The organism is Salaquimonas pukyongi, from assembly GCF_001953055.1.
GTDB lineage: Bacteria > Pseudomonadota > Alphaproteobacteria > Rhizobiales > Rhizobiaceae > Salaquimonas > Salaquimonas pukyongi.
Genome location: NZ_CP019044.1, coordinates 1,799,426 through 1,815,414, shown reverse-complemented (window position 1 = coordinate 1,815,414; position 15,989 = coordinate 1,799,426). Strand labels below are relative to the sequence as shown.

Sequence of the window (15,989 nt, the reverse complement as noted above, 5' to 3'; positions counted from 1 at the left end):
TTGCGGCCGGTTACTCGGCGGCGATGGCGGGATTCGCGCCGCCTTCCATATAGGCAGGAAACCATGATTCATGGGCGCTGCGCAATTCCTCCACCGTCACGTCGACGATCCCGCCGATTTTCAGCCGGTCGCCGCCGACCGCGCCGAGGTCATGGCAGACAATACCGGCGCTTGCGGTATTGGCCGCGAAATCCGCGGCAAGTTCGGCCGGCACCGTGCACAGATATCGTGCCTGATCCTCGCCGAAAAGCGCGGCATGAGGTGTTGCATCATCCAGGCTGATGTCCATTCCCGTGCCGGCGGCAATTGCCATTTCAGCCAGCGCAATCGCAAGGCCGCCATCGGAAAGGTCGTGACAGGCCGTGACACGGCAAGAGCGGATGGCTGAACGCACATGGTCGCCGCGGGCTTTTTCCACCTGCAAGTCGACCGGCGGCGGCGGGCCTTCTTCGCGCCCAAGACAGATGCGCATATAGGAGGATTGGCCAAGATGGGTTCCTGCATCTCCGATCAACATCACCCGGTCGCCTTCCCTGGCGCCGCCGACGGTGGTCATTGCCGATGCGTCGGGCAGCAGGCCGACAGCGCCGATGGTGGGTGTGGGCAGGATCGGTTCGCCATTGGTCTCGTTGTACAGGGAGACATTGCCCGAGACGATGGGCATTGAAAGTGCCTGGCATGCCTCGCCAATGCCCTTGATGGCGAAAACGAGCTGGCCCATGATATGCGGGCGTTCGGGATTGCCAAAATTAAGGTTGTCGGTGGCAGCCAGCGGTTCAGCGCCCACCGCGGTCAGGTTGCGGAAACACTCGGCGACCGCCTGCTTGCCGCCTTCAAAGGGATCTGCCTGGCAATAGCGCGGCGTGACGTCCGAAGTAAAAGCAAGCGCCTTGGAACTGCCCTCAATGCGCACAACACCGGCATCGCCGCCGGGCCGCTGCAGGGAGTTGCCCTGAATGTAGGTGTCATACTGTTCCCAGACCCAGCGCCGCGAGCCAAGATCGGGGGAGGCGAGCATTTGCACCAGGGCGGCATTGTAGTCAGCTGGCGGCTCTACCTGTTCGGCTGAAAGGGGGGCTTGTTTTTCCGGTTCGGTCCAGGGGCGGTCGTATTCTGGTGCCTCATCGCCCAGTTCCCTGATCGGAAGATCGGCGACTTCCTGGCCCTGGTGGCGGATGCGGAAGCGCAGGTCATCGGTGGTCTTGCCGACGATGGCGAAATCAAGCCCCCATTTTTCAAAGATGGCCTTGGCCTCGTCTTCCCTTTCCGGCCTCAGCACCATGAGCATGCGTTCCTGGCTCTCGGACAGCATCATCTCGTAGGGGCTCATGCGTTCTTCGCGGACGGGAACCTTGTCGAGATCGAGTTCAATGCCCAGTTCGCCCTTGGCCCCCATCTCGACCGCCGAACAGGTAAGGCCGGCAGCGCCCATGTCCTGAATGGCGATGACGGCGCCTGTGCGCATCAATTCAAGACAAGCCTCGAGCAGGCATTTTTCGGTAAACGGATCGCCGACCTGCACGGTGGGGCGTTTTTCGTCGATCTTTTCGTCGAATTCGGCCGAGGCCATGGTCGCGCCGCCAACGCCGTCGCGGCCTGTCTTGGCGCCGAGATAAACCACGGGTAGGCCGACCCCTTCGGCTTTCGAATAGAAGATGGCATCGGTTTTCGCGATGCCGGCTGCAAAGGCATTGACCAGAATGTTGCCATTGTAACGGGAATGAAATTCCACCTCGCCGCCAACGGTCGGCACGCCGAAGGAATTGCCGTAGCCGCCGATGCCGGCCACCACCCCGGCCACCAGATGGCGTGTCTTGGGATGATCTGGGTCACCGAAGCGAAGCGCATTCATCGCAGCAACGGGCCGTGCCCCCATGGTGAAGACATCGCGCAGGATGCCGCCAACGCCGGTGGCCGCGCCCTGATAAGGTTCGATGTAGGAGGGATGGTTGTGGCTTTCCATCTTGAAGACAACGCAGTCGCCATCGCCAATGTCCACCACGCCGGCATTTTCGCCCGGCCCCTGGATCACCCGCGGCCCGGCCGTCGGCAGCGTCTTCAGCCATTTCTTCGACGACTTGTAGGAACAATGCTCGTTCCACATGGCGGAAAAGATGCCCAGCTCGGTAAAGCTGGGCTGGCGGCCGATCAGATCGAGAATACGCTGATACTCGTCCGGCTTGAGGCCATGGGCCTCGATCATTTCCTCGGTGATTTCGATGTCGTTTCGAAGGGGCATGGACGATCCGGCAACAGTGGGGCCAAGTAAGAGAAAGGGCTATCAGGAATCTGGTCCCCAACCGCCCCATCGCCCTTACCTACCCAATCGAAATGGGAAAGTGTATGGCAATCTTGCGTGTTCCGCAGGAAATTGGGCCGATTGCGGTATTCGGCAGGCCGTGCGCTCAAGGGCAGCGCCTCAGATCACCGAAGTGTGTCCTGCAACGCCGCTTTGAAGCACGTCTGCGATCACGGCGAAGGCTTCGCCATAGCGTTCATCGTCGTATTGGGCGGCGAAGGCGATGCGCACGGCATGGAACGTGGTGTCCGAGCGTGCGGGTTTGAAATCGTCCTCCTGGGCGATCATGATGCCGCGCTGCAGGACCGCCTCGCGAAACGGACCCGAGCGCCAGGGCTCCGGCAGCATCAGCCAGGCAAAGGGACAGTTCGGGTTGGAGCGCAGGTCAAATTCTCCCAGTGCCTTGCACAGCAGGGCGTGCCGGCGGCCAATCACCGCGCGGGCCTTGTGCAGTATCCGCTCAGCTTCTCCCGAAAGAACCAGGCGGCTTGCCAGTTCCTTCATCGGATAGCTTCCACCGCCGGAAAACATGCGATGGGCCGGTTGAACCCGGCCTGCATGGCCCGGCGGGCAGGCGATCCAGCCGGCGCGAAGGCTCGCCGAAACGGTTTTCGACATGCTGGCCACGTGAAAGGTGAGTTCCGGGCACAGGCTTGCCAGCGGCGGCTCGTCATCGCCCGAAAGCGGGGCATAAACAGCATCTTCAATAATCCACACGCTGTAGCGGCGGCAGATTTCCGCAATCTTCTCGCGGCGCTCCGAGGGCAGGCGGGCAAGCGTCGGGTTGTTGAGCGAGGGCATCAGGTAGAGCAGTTTGGGATGCTGGCGGGCACACAGCTTTTCAAACGCGTCGGGCAAAATGCCGTCTTCGTCCATCGGTGCCTCGACAATACGCCTGCCGGCAAGCGCGGCACTGCGGGCGATGGAAGCATAGGTTGCCGTTTCGAAAACGATGCGCTCGCCAGGTGCCGTAAGCGTCATGATCACCGCCATGATCCCGGCATGCGCACCATTGGTCGCGATAACCGTATCCGGCGAAGGCGTATAGCCGGGCCGGGAAAGCAGCAGGCTGCCAGCCTCCCGCCAGGAGGCAGGAATGCCCGGCACATAATCGGTCAGCATGTGCATGTGGGAGTGGTTTGCGGCAATGTCGGCAAACTGTTCGGCGATGATCTTTGCCTGACCGGTGTGGATGGCGGAGGTAGTGTCCAGGTTCATCACCGATTCGCTGCTTTCACCCAGATCGAAGACAGGGTGCTGCGACGGCCTGAAGGGGGCAGGTAGTGGCGACGGCGCCGCTTCCTTGCCGCGAACATAGGTACCGCGTCCAACCTCGCCGACCACCAGGCCACGCTCGGCAATGAGATTGTATGCCCGGCTGATTGTTCCGATTGTTACCCCAATGTCGAAAGCAAGGTTGCGCATCGGCGGCAGGCGGCTGCCGCCCGGCAATACGCCTTCATCGATGTCCTGTTCAATGGCATCGGCAATGCGAACGTAGATCGGACGGTTGCCTTCGGGAAGGCGGGGCAGATAGTCACCGGCAATATGTGTCATGGGAACAATGTTTAGATTGATCTGCTCTTCGATGTCAACAATAGATACAATTATGCAAGCATTGCTTTTAAAAAGGATACAATTATGACAATCCAGAGAGTGAGTTTCCTGCCCGCCGATTACGAGACCGGATACATGACCGGTGACCGGTCGGTGCTTTCAAGGCGCATTGCAGGATGGGCGATGTGGTTTCAGGGAAGGATTGCCAAACGGCGCAGCCGCCGTGCGCTTGCGCGTCTGGATGGCCGCCTGCTTGCGGATGTCGGAATTACACCGGAAGCCCGTCAGCGGGAACTGTCTCGCAGCTTCTGGGATTGAACTGCAGGCAGAAAGCGATCAAGGGCAACGATGGCAAAGCCAAGGGAAAGATACAGAACCAGCAGGCCGGTAATCGCGCTCAGTACTGCTCCCCAACCGTTTTCCATGTAGTTCAGGAAGGGGTAGGGAACTTCACCGGCAATGGGTGCGCGGGCGAGCGCATAAGCGAGATAGCCAAGCGGCCAGGCGAGCCACACAAACGGATCGCGCCAAGTGCTTGTGCCGCCGCGCCCGGCGATCAGCCACCAGCCAACAAATACCAATGGCGTTACGTAATGCAACGTGATGTCTGCGGCCTGCCACCAGCCCGCGGGTTGCCACAGCGCAGCAAGAATGAAGAAATAAACCAGCCCGACCATGGCGATGGCCGCAACGAGCCCGGCGCGGATTGACGGATGCTGCAGCAGGGAGAGCCGGTTTCCTGCTAGTCCCAGTGCGGCGGCATGGGCAAGCATGACCAGAATGTTGGTCAGCACGGTAAAGAAGGAAAAGAAGAAAACGATGGAGCCGGCAATGCTGCGGCCTGCTTCCAGGGATGCCGGAATGGTCAGTGCCAATTGCAAGACCAGCCCGCCCAGTCCGGTGAGAAATCCGATCCATTGCAGCAGCCTTGCCATCGGAATTCCTCAGGCGCAGCCGGTCTTGCCGCTGCTCCAGCGCCTGAGGTCGCCATTGATGCGGGCTGCCACCGGGTCTGAAGCAAGCGGGCCGTATGCGGAAAGCCTGGCTGGCGTTCCCTCTGCCTCGATCACATAGACCGGCAGGCCCTGGGCTGCCTTGGCGTCGACCAGCAGAATTCGCGGCTTGCCGACACGGGTGTCGAGTTCGGGAATGACGCGATAGGCGCGAAACGCCTTGTCCCTGGATTTCATCCAGCAGGATTGGGCGTTGTCGTTGACCGTCTGGAGGAGAGCGATGGCGGCGGAATTATCGCGCGGAGCGGCGGCCTTTTTTGTCCCCTGGCAACCGGCGGCCAAGGCGGCGGCCGCAATCAGCAGAAGGGGCGGATAGGGCCTCATGCGGCGTTCTGCTCGATCCGGGTCAAGGCCGCCTCGAACAGGGCACGGCCATCCACGCCGCCATGGGCCGGTTCGATCAGGTTTTCCGGGTGCGGCATCATGCCGAGCACATTGCCCTGTTCGCTGATGATGCCGGCAATATCGTTGAGCGAGCCGTTGGGATTGGTGCCTTCTGCATAGCGGAAGGCGACCTGGCCATTTTCCTCGATTTTCTGCAGGGTTTTCCGGCCGGCAAAATAGTTGCCGTCGTGGTGGGCAACGGGACAGCGCAGGATCTGGCCTTTCGCATAGCCGCGGGTGAACACGGTTTCGGCATTGGCGACTTCCAGCTTCACTTCCCGGCAGACAAAGTGCAGTCCGGCATTGCGCATCAGCGCGCCGGGCAGGAGGCCGGATTCTGTGAGGATCTGAAAGCCGTTGCACACGCCGAGAATGCGGTTTCCGGCGGCAGCCTTCTCGCGCAGGGCAGGCATGACCGGTGAGCGGGCGGCAATCGCACCTGCCCGCAAATAATCGCCATAGGAAAAGCCGCCGGGAATGACATAGAGGTCTGCCTGCGGCAGGGCGGTTTCGGTGTGCCAGACAATGGCCGGTGCCTTGCCGCTGATCTTCGTCAGGGCGGCGATCATGTCACGGTCGCGGTTGAGGCCGGGAAAGAGGATAACGGCAGAGGTTGTCATAATATGTCCACATCATAGTCCTCGATGACCGTGTTGGCGAGGAGCTTTTCGCACATGGCTTCCAGGTCCCTGGCCGCTTTCAGACCGTCCTTGGTGTCCAGTTCCACATCGAAGACCTTGCCCTGCCGTACGGAGCCAACACCCTCGAAGCCGAGCGCGTCTAGGGATTTTTCAATGGCCTTTCCCTGTGGGTCGAGAACGCCGTTTTTTAAGGTTACGGTGATGCGTGCCTTGAACATGGTGTCTTTCGTCTTCCGTCGGGGCGTTAGACCTGGATAAGGTACTCAATCGTCATTGCTGGACACCAGCACCGGGCCCTTGCCGCGGATCGGTTCGTTTTCGTTCATGATGCCCAGGCGGTTGGCGACCTCGCGATAGGCCTCGAGCATACCGCCCATATCCCGGCGGAAGCGGTCCTTGTCCATCTTCTCGTCGGTCTTGATATCCCACAGCCGGCAGGAGTCGGGCGAGATCTCGTCGGCCAGCACGATGCGCATCATATCGCCCTCGAACAGGCGGCCAAGCTCGATCTTGAAGTCGACCAGGCGAATGCCGGCGCCCAGAAACAGGCCGGAAAGAAAGTCGTTGATGCGCACGGCAAGCGACATCATGTCGTCAATTTCCGGCGGCGATGCCCAGCCAAAGGCGGTTATGTGTTCTTCGGAAACCATGGGATCGTCGAGCTCGTCCTTCTTGTAGTAGAACTCGATGATGGAGCGCGGCAGCACCTCGCCCTCGGCAATGCCGAGGCGTTTCGACAGGGAACCGGCAGCAACGTTGCGCACCACCACTTCCAGCGGAATGATCTCGACTTCGCGGATCAACTGCTCGCGCATGTTGAGGCGGCGAATGAAATGGGTCGGAATGCCGATCTGGTTGAGATGGGTGAAGATGTGCTCGGAAATCCGGTTGTTGAGCACGCCCTTGCCATCGATGACCTCGTGCTTCTTCTTGTTGAAGGCGGTGGCATCGTCCTTGAAAAACTGGATCAGGGTGCCCGGTTCGGGCCCCTCATATAGAATTTTGGCCTTGCCTTCGTAGATACGGCGGCGCTTTGGCATGGTTTTGATCCCGGTCTTGCCAGCCCGGTTTGAGGGTTGGCCTTGGGCCTTGCCTTGCGGCGCGGCCTGGGTGCAGGGGGCCGGTTTCCACAAGGGCGGACAAGGTTGCCCATTGGCAATGAAAATCCGCAGAATCCAGCCGTTGCCGCCTCCATAGTGAAATCTTCGCCATTGCACAATATTGCGCCGCAACACTTCACCGCTATTCTTTGCACCACATGCGGTTTTCCCCTTCAAATCTCGGCCGATGCATCCTATATCCGTGCCGAAGCCGACAGGAGGTCAAGATGAGCGGATTTGATGATCGCGAAGACGCGTTTGAAAAGAAGTTTGCCCACGATGAAGCGCTGCAGTTCAAGGCTGAAGCGCGCCGCAACAAGCTGTTGGGGCTCTGGGCAGCCGATTTGATGGGTAAATCCGGGGACGATGCCCAGAACTATGCCAAGGAAGTGATTCGTGCCGATTTCGAGGAAGCAGGCGATGCAGACGTGTTCCGCAAGATTCGCGCCGACTTCGATGCGGCCGGCATTGCCCAGTCCGATCACCAGATTCGCCGCACCATGGACGAATTGATGGCGCAGGCCATCCAGCAGATCAAGGAAGAAGGCTGATACGGGCTGTTCTGCCGACTGTGCACAGCGATCAACAATACCCGGCTCCGGCGAACCCGGATGCCGGGTTTTTGCTGGGCATCAGGCAGGTGGCTTCAGATGGTTCATGAATTTGGAAAAAACCATCAGCCCTTCCGGCCACGGGCCGTGTCCGCTTTCTGCATTGATGTGACCTGATTCGCCGGCATCAAGAAAGAGCGATCCCCAATCGGCGGCCATCTGCCCGGCAACCTCAAAGGAACAGAATTCGTCGGTGCGGCTTGCAACGGTCACCGAGGGAAAGGGCAGGGGATCCGTCCTTGCCGGGCCGAAAGTCAGCAGGTGGCGCGGGCGGATTTCGGGGTTTTCCACATCGGGTGGCGCGACCAGAAAGGCACCGGCAACCGGTCTTGAAAACGCGTTGGCAGCATGGACGATCACCTGGCTGCCGATGGAATGGCCAACCAGCACGACAGGTTTTTTGGCTTCGTTGACGGCCGCAATCAGGTTTTGCTTCCAGTCTTCTAAGACGGGCTTGTGCCAGTCCCCATCGCCACCCGGCGGGCGGCGGAGAGGTTGTGTTCCCAGCGCGTTTGCCAGTGGTCTTCAGGCGAACCCTTGTAGCCGGGCACGATCAGGATTTCGGTTTCAGTCGTTTTCATGCAACGGCAGATGGCCATTCAATGCCACTATGTCAATCGGGTGATATGACGTATCGGCAGGGATGCTCCGATCTGCCGGTGCACGTCAGCCCTGGTGGCTTCCGATCTCCATGCAACGTGTGGCATGAGAAACGGCGGAAATACAGCCGTAAAGGATGGGACGGCCATCTTCAGGCACATGATAGCGTGCATGTACTCTGACCCATATCGGATTGCCGTCGCGCATCAGGCGCAGCGTATAGGAATACCCGCACTGTTTTTCGATCGCTTCGCTTACGCATTGCGATACCACGTCCTGGTCGTCGGGATGAAAGTCTCCAATGGCTGCCTTGAGGCTGACCGGGCCTTCCTTGAACTCCCGGCCGTGCAGCCTGAAGACCCCCTCGGACCAATAGGCAAGGCCGGTTTCCAGGTCGTACCGCCAAAATCCGATGTCCCCGATACTGGCGCACAACTCGGCAATCTCGCGTTCGGACAGACCTACGGTTTCAAACTGCCGGGGATTGTGTGTGGCACAGGGATTTACGACGAGGTGATTGGACATTGGTATCGCCTCAGATCAGCTTGAACTTCATTGCCAGCTTGATGGCGTGCATGCGGTTTCTTGCGCCCATTTTGTGCAATATCTGCGCAAAACGGAGGTTGAGCACCTGTTCGGAGAAAGCCAGCTTCTCGCAAATCTCCCTGGAAGGTATGCCGTCTGCGGTCATATTGAGAATTTCAAGTTCGAGTTCCGTCAGCGCTTCACGGGGGGATTGCGTTTCTTCGCGGATATGCGCCAGCCGGTCATAAATCAGCGAGGCGAGGTAGTTGAGTGTCAGGAATCGTGCCTCGTCCTCAAGGGGGTGAGGCCCGCAAAAGGACACCGATCCCACACTGCCATCGGGTCGATGGGTCGAGAAATAGACACCATGATGAATGTTGTGGCGTTCAAAGAGCTCCCGCGCCATGCGCCGCTCATCTTCCGGCCGCTCGCCGGTTATTGCTGCTGTATTCCAGATGACAGGCCCGCTGCTTGCACGCAGATGCGCGATTATCGGAGAATTCTCCAGCAGTCTGTTTTCATCGTACTCGATCATCAGCGTTTTGGGCCAGCTGCTTATCAGTGAGAGCTTGGCGAGTTCCTTGTCGCTGCTTGTGGGAATATCGATGATCAGAAAATATTCGAACCCGAACGCCTGCGCCATCTGGCTGCAGAGACGATAAATATCATTCTCGGAGCTGCATTCCCTGATCCGCTTTTCAAACGAAATCCTGGTTGGGTTGTCTCCGCCGGTTTTACCCATTTCGCCTGATTGCAAACCCATTTCTATCCCACACTTGGCTTAGGTCATGGACTCATAAACAGGGTCGACATGGCATGAAGCAATTTTTTTCCGAAACGCGGCGCAAGCCTGCAGGAAACCGTCCGGTTTTCCCAATTTATCTTGGGGGCTTGCAACAACGTAGCCGGGGAAAATCGATCATATCCTTCGGACTGTGAAACTGCCGCGTCAAAGGCTTTGAATGGGCAAAGAGCCCATTCAAGGCCTTCTTCTTGCAATATCCTTGCGGTTTCAGCGCCATTTCGATCCTGTTTATGAGCCCATGACCTGGAGTGCCGTATCCTGCCGTTGTCTTTTGATGTTTATATTGACCGCATATTGCGCGTTTGCCAAGGCGGCACGTGCCGCCTGGAAAATGCGAATCGCTGGCCGGGCCGGGTTCAACGGCAAGCGAAAAGGTTGATCGCCGGCGCTTTTGGCGAAGCGGTGGGCAGCAAGAGGCGCAAAACACAAGAAAAGGCTGCGGGACTTCCAGGAAAACCGTGCCTGGAAGTCCCGTTGCGCCAGCCGGCTGCCGCGCCCCAAAACCGTGTCAGGTACGACGGTTGGGAATATTACTGAGCCGTTTGTTCCGCATGGGGCGGCGGTGCTTCGCCGGCAGCTATGCCAGGCAGGCTCTGTGTTGCTTCAAACCCGGTAAAGGCGAGCAAGGCAACAAACGCCAGTCCCAGCAATGCAAGAACGACCAGAAGGCCGGTTGAACTGCCGCTTGGCCGCTGAAGATTTGCATAACTCAGCGGATCGTTGGCATGGTATTCGTAAGGGTGGTTGTGCGTGTTCATGATGATACCCTCCTTTCGAAGGGTTTCAGTCTTCAGCGCAATCGCGGCGGATTTCCGGCGGCAAAGTCACTTCCCGTTTCCGGTGAAAGAATTTGCGAAGCGAGGGTATGGAACCTTTATGCGCAGCAGGCGTTGTGCGAAGTTATCCGAATACGCGTTTGAAGATCGTGTCGACATGCCTGGTGTGGTAATCGAGGTCGAACTTTTCGCGGATTTCCGCCTCTGACAGGGCATTGCGCACCTCCTTGTCGCCCAGCAGTTCCTCCAGAAAGTCCTTGCCTTCCTGCCAGACCTTCATGGCGTTGCGCTGAACGAGACGGTAGGCGTCTTCGCGGCTGATACCGGCCTGGGTCAGTGCCAGCAGCACACGCTGGGAATGCACCAGCCCGCGGAACCGGTTGAGATTGGCCATCATGTTGTCGGGATAGACAACGAGCTTCTCGATGACACCCGTCAGCCTTGCCAGTGCGAAATCCAGCGTGATCGTGGCATCCGGCCCGATCATGCGCTCCACCGATGAATGGGAGATGTCGCGCTCATGCCAAAGCGCCACATTCTCCATGGCCGGCAGGGCATAGGCGCGCACCATGCGCGCAAGCCCGGTGAGGTTTTCCGTCAGCACGGGGTTGCGCTTGTGGGGCATGGCAGAAGAGCCCTTCTGGCCGGGTGAGAAATACTCCTCGGCTTCCAGAACCTCGGTGCGCTGCAAATGCCGGATTTCAACAGAGAGGCGTTCGACGCAGGACGCAACGACGCCGAGGGTTGCAAAGAACATGGCATGGCGGTCCCGCGGGATCACCTGGGTCGAAACCGGTTCTGCAGCCAGGCCCATTTTTTCCGCAACATGGGCCTCAACCGCCGGGTCGATGTTGGCAAAGGTGCCGACAGCGCCCGAAATGGCACAGCTGGCAACTTCCTCCCGCGCGTTTTCAAGCCGCTTTCGGCAGCGCGAAAACTCCGCATGGGCCTGGGCAAGTTTCAGGCCGAACGTGGTGGGTTCGGCGTGAATGCCGTGGGAGCGGCCGATGGTAATGGTGTCCTTGTGCTCAAGGGCGCGCTTCTTCAAGGCATCCAGCAATTTGTCCATCTGCGCCAGCAACAGGTCGCTGGCCTTGACCAGTTGAACGTTGAAACAGGTGTCCAGGACATCTGATGACGTCATGCCCTGGTGGACGAAACGGGCTTCAGGTCCGACGATTTCCGCCAGATGGGTCAGGAAAGCGATGACGTCATGCTTGGTGACGGCCTCGATTTCATCGATGCGGGCAACGTCAAACTCTGCGTTGCCGGCTTTCTCCCAAATGGTTTTTGCCGCCTCTTGCGGGATGACGCCGAGATCGGCCATTGCGTCGGCTGCGTGGGCTTCGATCTCGAACCAGATGCGGAATTTTGACTTTGGAGACCAGATCGCTGTCATTTCCGGCCGGGAATAGCGGGGAACCATGGGAACCTCGTGAAATGCTGAAAGGTACATGCGGTGTCACGCGCTCGCTATCAGGTTGGCCGCGCCATCACAACATGGCCTAAAGGGTAATGCGCGGCTTATACACACGCCGCCTCATCGGCCTGCTTAAGGGGCCAAGTGCGTGGTGACCGCAAGATAGCGTCCGTCCGGACCTTCAAAACCGCGGCGCTCCATGAGAATGAGAATGGCTGCCACCAGATCGCCAGCGCCATCGGGCCGGTAGGTGACAATGTCCGCGAAATGATAATCGAGCGGGCAGGAGCGGCTTTGCGGTATGGTTTCGTCGGCATGCAGGATGCGTGTAGACTTGCCCGGTGCGGTGGCGATTTCAAGCAGGGTAAAGCCGGCCGGGCCGCCAAATTCCATGCAGAATTCGTCCCCGGGGAAGGGCCGGGTCATCAGCCGGAACTCGATGCTGTCGGTGGTCGGCGGTGTGAAGGGATAGGCCCGGGCGGCCATGCGTTTGCTGTCGGCAGGCAGTTCCAGCGGCTGGTTGGTGGCGTTGATGGTGCCCGGTTCCGTGATTGCAGCCAATTGCGCGGCAGCATTACTCCGGGCTTTCTGGCGGGCGTCGCTGATGCTTGAAGCTTCATCTTCAACCAGAACCCTGAACGGGGATCCGCCGGTCCATTGGTCGCTGGCGGTATCGATGATGTAGATGCTGGCATAGGGAAAGCCCGAACCGTCCTGACGGCCGTACTCTTCAAAGGCAAAGCGGCTGCCATCGGCGGAAAAGCCCAAAATGGCGCGGGAGGCAAAATCACCGGCAAAACCGGATTGCGCGGAAAGGAGCAGGGCAGGGACAAGGCATGTCAGCGCCGCCGCCAGATTGTTGAACACCTTGATCTTCATTGCGGTCCTCACAGTTTGATTCATGGCCTAGCCCCAAAGGCTTTTCCAGCAAGGGAAGATGTCATTTTCGTGTGGCGTTGCTTCAAAAATGCCCCGGGCGATGGCGCGGGCCATGGTGGAAGATGCGAGCGCGCACAGATCAATCCAGTGATCCAACCCGCCGGGTGGCGGTTTTCTGCCGGTCGAGACAGCAAAGACCATGTCGCCGTCCAGCGGCGTGTGGGCTGGCCATAGTGCGCGGGCGAACCCGTCATGGGCGGCAATCGCCAGCCGCTTGCATTCGGCCTTGGTTAGGGCGATGTCGGTGGCGATGACGGCGATGGTGGTGTTGGTGCCGGCAGCGATTTCCTCGCGGAACTTGATTTTCAGCTCCCTTGCCTCGGGCGGAAACGGGTGAGGCAGGCCCAGGCCGCCGAACTCGTTTTCCTGTTCGAAGGGGGCAGCCCAAAAATGCCTGCTGTTGGCGATGCAGGGCGTGCCAAGGGCATTGACGGCGGCAAGCGCCCCGATGGTGCCCCCGCCAGACAGGGTTGCGGAGGCAGAGCCAAGGCCACCCTTCAGCCCTGCCACCAGTGCGCCGGTGCCCGCGCCGTGACTGCCGAGGCTGAAATCTTCTGCTGCCGCCCTGACGGCCTGATGGCCCAGCTCGCGGTGTGGCGGGTAGTTGCCCCAGTCCTTGTTGCCGCCATTGACCATGTCGAACAGAATGGCACCTGGAACAATGGGAATGCGCTGGTCTGCCACCTGAAAGCCACGGCCCATTTCCTTGAGTGCTGCCATGGCGCCGCTGCCTGCATCTATGCCAAAGGCCGAGCCGCCGGCCAGAAACAGCGCATCGACCTCGCCAACCGTGTTTTCGGGGGAAAGCAGATCGGTATCGCGGCTTCCCGGCGCCCCGCCCATTACATGGCAGGAAGCCGTCGAGGGTTTTTCACACAACAGAACCGTAACGCCGGTTTTGGCTTTTTCATCACTGGCATTGCCGACAAGCAGCCCTTCGACATCGGTGATCAGGTTGTTTCCCGGTGTTGTGCTCATGGTGCAATTTCCTCAAACATGCCGTTCTGCCATACGAAAAGCGCATGAACGGGAACGGTGTTGGCGCCGGTTTCGTCGAACTTTACCGGGCCGAGCGCGGTGTCGAACGTTTCGCTTTGCAGGAGACGGGAGGTTTCGCTTTTGTCGGGCCGCAGGGCGTGCAGCGCTACCTCCATCGCCTGATAGCCCTTGATCGCATAGGGCTCGGGATCGATTGCAGCCTCTTCAAGCCGGGCGGCAAGCGCTTGGGGAACGGTTGAAGCAACTTCGTGGCGGGCAAGCACAGCCGTTAGCCCATCCGGTGGCCAGATTTCCTGTGGCAGGAAGGGGAGGACGGAAAGTGCATCGCCGGCAACAATGCCGATGGCGATACCAAGTTCATCTGCATTGCGCGCAATCATGGCGACATCCTCGGCCCCGGCGCCGATGAAGGCCCTGGCGGTGCCCGCTCGGCGCAGCCTGCGCACGAGCCGCGCCTGGGTCGACTGGGTGGGCCGGAAATTATCCTGAAACTGGGGCGGGAGCCCTGCTTCCTCCATGGCTGCCCGAAACTGGTCCGTCAGGCCGCGGCCATAGGCCGTGCCGTCATCGATGATGGCATAGGGCGCAGAGGCCCAACGCGCCGAAAGGACATTGGCGGCAACGACCGCCGCCTCGGTGTCGGCGGGGGCAAGGCGCCACAGGTGCCAGCCCTTGCGCTGGCGATCGATGGTCAGGCGTGGCGCACGGGCCCCGGCTATCAGCAGCGGTATTGTGCTTTGCTTGAGCGTTTCGGCCAGTTCGAATGCCACCTGATTGCACAGAATGCCGGTAATCAATCCGGCACCGGATTGCCGCAATTCGTCGGCCGACAGCTTCGCCACACCGCCGTCGCAGCGATCGTCCGCAACGCTCAGCCCGACGGGCTCCCGGGAGGTTTCATTGTGCTCTGCAAGTTTGAGCTTTGCACCTGCCAGGAACTGGTGTCCCAGCTTTTCCACCGGCCCTGAAAGGGGCAGGGAAAGGCCGATTTTCAACTGCGCCGATGCTCCGGCAGGAAACAGGATGGCGAAGACCGCCAAAAGGCAGGCCATAAGGGCGGCCAATGTGCGAGCAGGGATGGGTTCCATACCCTACCCCTATTTGCTCTTTTGGGCCGGTGCAACGGCTCATCCATCACGAAGGTGCAATGCGCCGCGCCCCAAACCCGAATGCCGATACAGCCTTACTCTTCCGTGCGCCCGCTAGTTTCCTCGCGGTTGCCTTCATACTGCCGTTTGACGGGAAATGGCGGCAGCCAGGATTCGCGCCGGACGGTCCACAGTTCATAGGTGGGCATCAACTGATCGGGGGCGTCCAGGGAACCAAGGTTTATCTCGATTTCATCATCGCTGCGCCCGAAAACCGGGGAGCCGCAATTGGGACAGAAATACCGGCCTTCATACTCGCGGGTTTCGCCGAGGATCACCACCGCGTCCTGGGGAAAGATAGCCGAGGCATGAAACAGTGCGCCGTGGTGTTTTCGGCAGTCCATGCAGTGGCAAATGCCAACCCTGTAGGGGCGTCCTGTTGCCATGATCATCACATTGCCGCAGCGGCAACTGCCCTTGAAACGGTCCATGCTGCTTCTCCTTGGGGTCAGGGGAACGGGTTGGGTACAACGAACAGCGCCACCATTGCAATTACACGCTGGGCAACGAGACAGCTCCCTGTTTTCACGCTACAGGAAAAGGCGCGGGCACCCATGCAGGTTGGGCAGGATTGCATTTGCCTTCCAACCGGCTTGCCTGCATAAGACGGCTTTGGTTTGTGTCCGGTTTCGGTAACCGGGCCGATAGGAGTTTTTTCTTGCTCGACCAGTCCCGAATTGCTTCCCAGGATTACCGCGACTGCATGGCGCGGTTTGCCGGTGCCGTTCACGTGGTTGCGACCGACGGGCCGGCTGGCCAGAGGGGCGTGACCGTTTCGGCGGTTACTTCGGTTTCCGACAATCCGCCGACGCTGCTGGTGTGCCTGAACCGCAACCGGCCGGAAAACGGCTGGTTTGCCGAAAATGGCCATTTCAGCCTGAACACGCTGTGCGGGGATCAGATCGCCATTGCAAGGGCCTTTGCGGGCGAGGGGCATCTGGAAATGGAGGAGCGTTTCGCGCTGGGGCAGTGGCGCACGCTGGCGACAGGCTCACCGGTGCTGACCGGCGCCCGAATGGCGCTTGATTGCCGGGTGACGAATGTCACCGAAGTGGCGACCCACATGATTATCTTCGGTGAAGTGGCGGGTTATCATCTGCCTGCAGGCGATGAACTGCCGCCGGCACTGTGTTACATGGACCGCGATTACCGGCTTTTGTGAGCAGGACGAC

Annotated in this window: 18 protein-coding genes and 1 pseudogene; 3 read left to right on the top strand and 16 right to left on the bottom strand. The window is 59.7% G+C overall.

The features are described 5' to 3' along the window. Window positions 1-10: 10 nt before the first annotated feature. Both purL and BVL55_RS08855 read right to left on the bottom strand, forming a co-directional pair. The gene (gene purL / locus BVL55_RS08860; RefSeq protein WP_075996583.1) at window positions 11-2,239 is read right to left on the bottom strand and encodes a phosphoribosylformylglycinamidine synthase subunit PurL; all 2,229 of its coding nucleotides are present in this window, start codon (window positions 2,237-2,239) and stop codon (window positions 11-13) included. A gap of 180 nt (window positions 2,240-2,419) precedes the next feature. Next, window positions 2,420-3,856 carry an aminotransferase-like domain-containing protein gene (locus tag BVL55_RS08855; protein WP_075996582.1) on the bottom strand — a complete coding sequence of 479 codons (1,437 nt, stop codon included), beginning with the start codon at window positions 3,854-3,856 and terminating at the stop codon, window positions 2,420-2,422. Window positions 3,857-3,940: 84 nt separating this feature from the next. On the opposite strand from BVL55_RS08855, the gene BVL55_RS08850 reads away from it, so the two are divergent. Further along, window positions 3,941-4,174, top strand: a complete 234-nt coding sequence (locus BVL55_RS08850; RefSeq protein ID WP_083649459.1) for a YjiS-like domain-containing protein — start codon at window positions 3,941-3,943, stop codon at window positions 4,172-4,174. Here BVL55_RS08850 and BVL55_RS08845 read toward each other — a convergent pair. The 5 genes from BVL55_RS08845 to purC are packed head-to-tail and all read right to left on the bottom strand — an operon-like array spanning window position 4,141 to window position 6,934. Then, complete coding sequence (locus BVL55_RS08845; RefSeq protein ID WP_075996580.1) at window positions 4,141-4,791, bottom strand: Pr6Pr family membrane protein; 651 nt, start codon at window positions 4,789-4,791, stop codon at window positions 4,141-4,143. The two genes, BVL55_RS08850 and BVL55_RS08845, sit on opposite strands and share 34 nt — an antisense overlap. 9 nt (window positions 4,792-4,800) lie before the next feature. Further along, window positions 4,801-5,193 carry a hypothetical protein gene (locus tag BVL55_RS08840; protein ID WP_075996579.1) on the bottom strand — a complete coding sequence of 131 codons (393 nt, stop codon included), beginning with the start codon at window positions 5,191-5,193 and terminating at the stop codon, window positions 4,801-4,803. Further along, window positions 5,190-5,873, bottom strand: coding sequence for a phosphoribosylformylglycinamidine synthase subunit PurQ (purQ, locus tag BVL55_RS08835; RefSeq protein ID WP_075996578.1), 684 nt, complete (start codon window positions 5,871-5,873; stop codon window positions 5,190-5,192). The genes BVL55_RS08840 and purQ overlap by 4 nt, the downstream gene beginning before the upstream one ends. Beyond that, on the bottom strand, window positions 5,870-6,112 hold the full coding sequence (gene purS / locus BVL55_RS08830) for a phosphoribosylformylglycinamidine synthase subunit PurS (RefSeq protein ID WP_075996577.1): 243 nt from the start codon (window positions 6,110-6,112) through the stop codon (window positions 5,870-5,872). Before purS ends, purQ begins: the two co-directional genes overlap by 4 nt. 45 nt (window positions 6,113-6,157) lie before the next feature. Further along, entirely contained in the window at window positions 6,158-6,934 is a 777-nt protein-coding gene (gene purC, locus BVL55_RS08825; RefSeq protein ID WP_075998036.1) for a phosphoribosylaminoimidazolesuccinocarboxamide synthase, read from the bottom strand. 287 nt (window positions 6,935-7,221) lie between these two features. Here purC and BVL55_RS08820 point away from each other — a divergent pair, with 287 nt between their 5' ends. Next, window positions 7,222-7,545 carry a DUF1476 domain-containing protein gene (locus BVL55_RS08820; protein ID WP_075996576.1) on the top strand — a complete coding sequence of 108 codons (324 nt, stop codon included), beginning with the start codon at window positions 7,222-7,224 and terminating at the stop codon, window positions 7,543-7,545. An 81-nt stretch (window positions 7,546-7,626) separates the two neighbouring features. On the opposite strand, the pseudogene BVL55_RS08815 reads toward BVL55_RS08820, so the two are convergent. The 9 genes and pseudogenes from BVL55_RS08815 to BVL55_RS08770 form a co-directional block, all read right to left on the bottom strand. After that, a pseudogene (locus BVL55_RS08815) lies at window positions 7,627-8,186 on the bottom strand (RBBP9/YdeN family alpha/beta hydrolase). Window positions 8,187-8,271: 85 nt separating this feature from the next. Then, the gene (locus tag BVL55_RS08810; protein WP_075996575.1) at window positions 8,272-8,730 is read right to left on the bottom strand and encodes a PAS domain-containing protein; all 459 of its coding nucleotides are present in this window, start codon (window positions 8,728-8,730) and stop codon (window positions 8,272-8,274) included. 10 nt (window positions 8,731-8,740) lie between these two features. Further along, complete coding sequence (locus tag BVL55_RS08805) at window positions 8,741-9,373, bottom strand: helix-turn-helix transcriptional regulator (RefSeq protein ID WP_162841478.1); 633 nt, start codon at window positions 9,371-9,373, stop codon at window positions 8,741-8,743. 692 nt (window positions 9,374-10,065) lie between these two features. Continuing rightward, window positions 10,066-10,293: a hypothetical protein gene (locus BVL55_RS08795; protein WP_075996572.1), complete on the bottom strand. Its 228-nt coding sequence runs from the start codon at window positions 10,291-10,293 to the stop codon at window positions 10,066-10,068. Window positions 10,294-10,435: 142 nt separating this feature from the next. Continuing rightward, window positions 10,436-11,737 carry an adenylosuccinate lyase gene (purB, locus tag BVL55_RS08790; protein ID WP_075998035.1) on the bottom strand — a complete coding sequence of 434 codons (1,302 nt, stop codon included), beginning with the start codon at window positions 11,735-11,737 and terminating at the stop codon, window positions 10,436-10,438. 126 nt (window positions 11,738-11,863) lie between these two features. Further along, on the bottom strand, window positions 11,864-12,610 hold the full coding sequence (locus BVL55_RS08785; protein ID WP_075996571.1) for a DUF2259 domain-containing protein: 747 nt from the start codon (window positions 12,608-12,610) through the stop codon (window positions 11,864-11,866). Between the two features lie 27 nt (window positions 12,611-12,637). Then, window positions 12,638-13,648 (bottom strand): P1 family peptidase, encoded by a 1,011-nt coding sequence (locus BVL55_RS08780; RefSeq protein ID WP_075996570.1) that lies wholly within the window; start codon window positions 13,646-13,648, stop codon window positions 12,638-12,640. Beyond that, complete coding sequence (locus tag BVL55_RS08775; protein ID WP_083649456.1) at window positions 13,645-14,757, bottom strand: ABC transporter substrate-binding protein; 1,113 nt, start codon at window positions 14,755-14,757, stop codon at window positions 13,645-13,647. The genes BVL55_RS08780 and BVL55_RS08775 overlap by 4 nt, the downstream gene beginning before the upstream one ends. Window positions 14,758-14,852: 95 nt before the next feature. After that, window positions 14,853-15,248, bottom strand: a complete 396-nt coding sequence (locus tag BVL55_RS08770; protein ID WP_075996568.1) for a GFA family protein — start codon at window positions 15,246-15,248, stop codon at window positions 14,853-14,855. A 227-nt stretch (window positions 15,249-15,475) separates the two neighbouring features. On the opposite strand from BVL55_RS08770, the gene BVL55_RS08765 reads away from it, so the two are divergent. Further along, window positions 15,476-15,979, top strand: coding sequence for a flavin reductase (locus BVL55_RS08765; protein ID WP_075998034.1), 504 nt, complete (start codon window positions 15,476-15,478; stop codon window positions 15,977-15,979). Window positions 15,980-15,989 lie beyond the last annotated feature (10 nt).

Bases quoted from the DNA above. Each gene is read 5' to 3' on its own strand.
- purL (WP_075996583.1), bottom strand. From the start codon at position 2,239: ATGCCCCTTCGAAACGACATCGAAATCACCGAGGAAATGATCGAGGCC.
- BVL55_RS08855 (WP_075996582.1), bottom strand. From the start codon at position 3,856: ATGACACATATTGCCGGTGACTATCTGCCCCGCCTTCCCGAAGGCAAC.
- BVL55_RS08850 (WP_083649459.1), top strand. From the start codon at position 3,941: ATGACAATCCAGAGAGTGAGTTTCCTGCCCGCCGATTACGAGACCGGA.
- BVL55_RS08845 (WP_075996580.1), bottom strand. From the start codon at position 4,791: ATGGCAAGGCTGCTGCAATGGATCGGATTTCTCACCGGACTGGGCGGG.
- BVL55_RS08840 (WP_075996579.1), bottom strand. From the start codon at position 5,193: ATGAGGCCCTATCCGCCCCTTCTGCTGATTGCGGCCGCCGCCTTGGCC.
- purQ (WP_075996578.1), bottom strand. From the start codon at position 5,873: ATGACAACCTCTGCCGTTATCCTCTTTCCCGGCCTCAACCGCGACCGT.
- purS (WP_075996577.1), bottom strand. From the start codon at position 6,112: ATGTTCAAGGCACGCATCACCGTAACCTTAAAAAACGGCGTTCTCGAC.
- purC (WP_075998036.1), bottom strand. From the start codon at position 6,934: ATGCCAAAGCGCCGCCGTATCTACGAAGGCAAGGCCAAAATTCTATAT.
- BVL55_RS08820 (WP_075996576.1), top strand. From the start codon at position 7,222: ATGAGCGGATTTGATGATCGCGAAGACGCGTTTGAAAAGAAGTTTGCC.
- BVL55_RS08810 (WP_075996575.1), bottom strand. From the start codon at position 8,730: ATGTCCAATCACCTCGTCGTAAATCCCTGTGCCACACACAATCCCCGG.
- BVL55_RS08805 (WP_162841478.1), bottom strand. From the start codon at position 9,373: ATGGCGCAGGCGTTCGGGTTCGAATATTTTCTGATCATCGATATTCCC.
- BVL55_RS08795 (WP_075996572.1), bottom strand. From the start codon at position 10,293: ATGAACACGCACAACCACCCTTACGAATACCATGCCAACGATCCGCTG.
- purB (WP_075998035.1), bottom strand. From the start codon at position 11,737: ATGGTTCCCCGCTATTCCCGGCCGGAAATGACAGCGATCTGGTCTCCA.
- BVL55_RS08785 (WP_075996571.1), bottom strand. From the start codon at position 12,610: ATGAAGATCAAGGTGTTCAACAATCTGGCGGCGGCGCTGACATGCCTT.
- BVL55_RS08780 (WP_075996570.1), bottom strand. From the start codon at position 13,648: ATGAGCACAACACCGGGAAACAACCTGATCACCGATGTCGAAGGGCTG.
- BVL55_RS08775 (WP_083649456.1), bottom strand. From the start codon at position 14,757: ATGGAACCCATCCCTGCTCGCACATTGGCCGCCCTTATGGCCTGCCTT.
- BVL55_RS08770 (WP_075996568.1), bottom strand. From the start codon at position 15,248: ATGGACCGTTTCAAGGGCAGTTGCCGCTGCGGCAATGTGATGATCATG.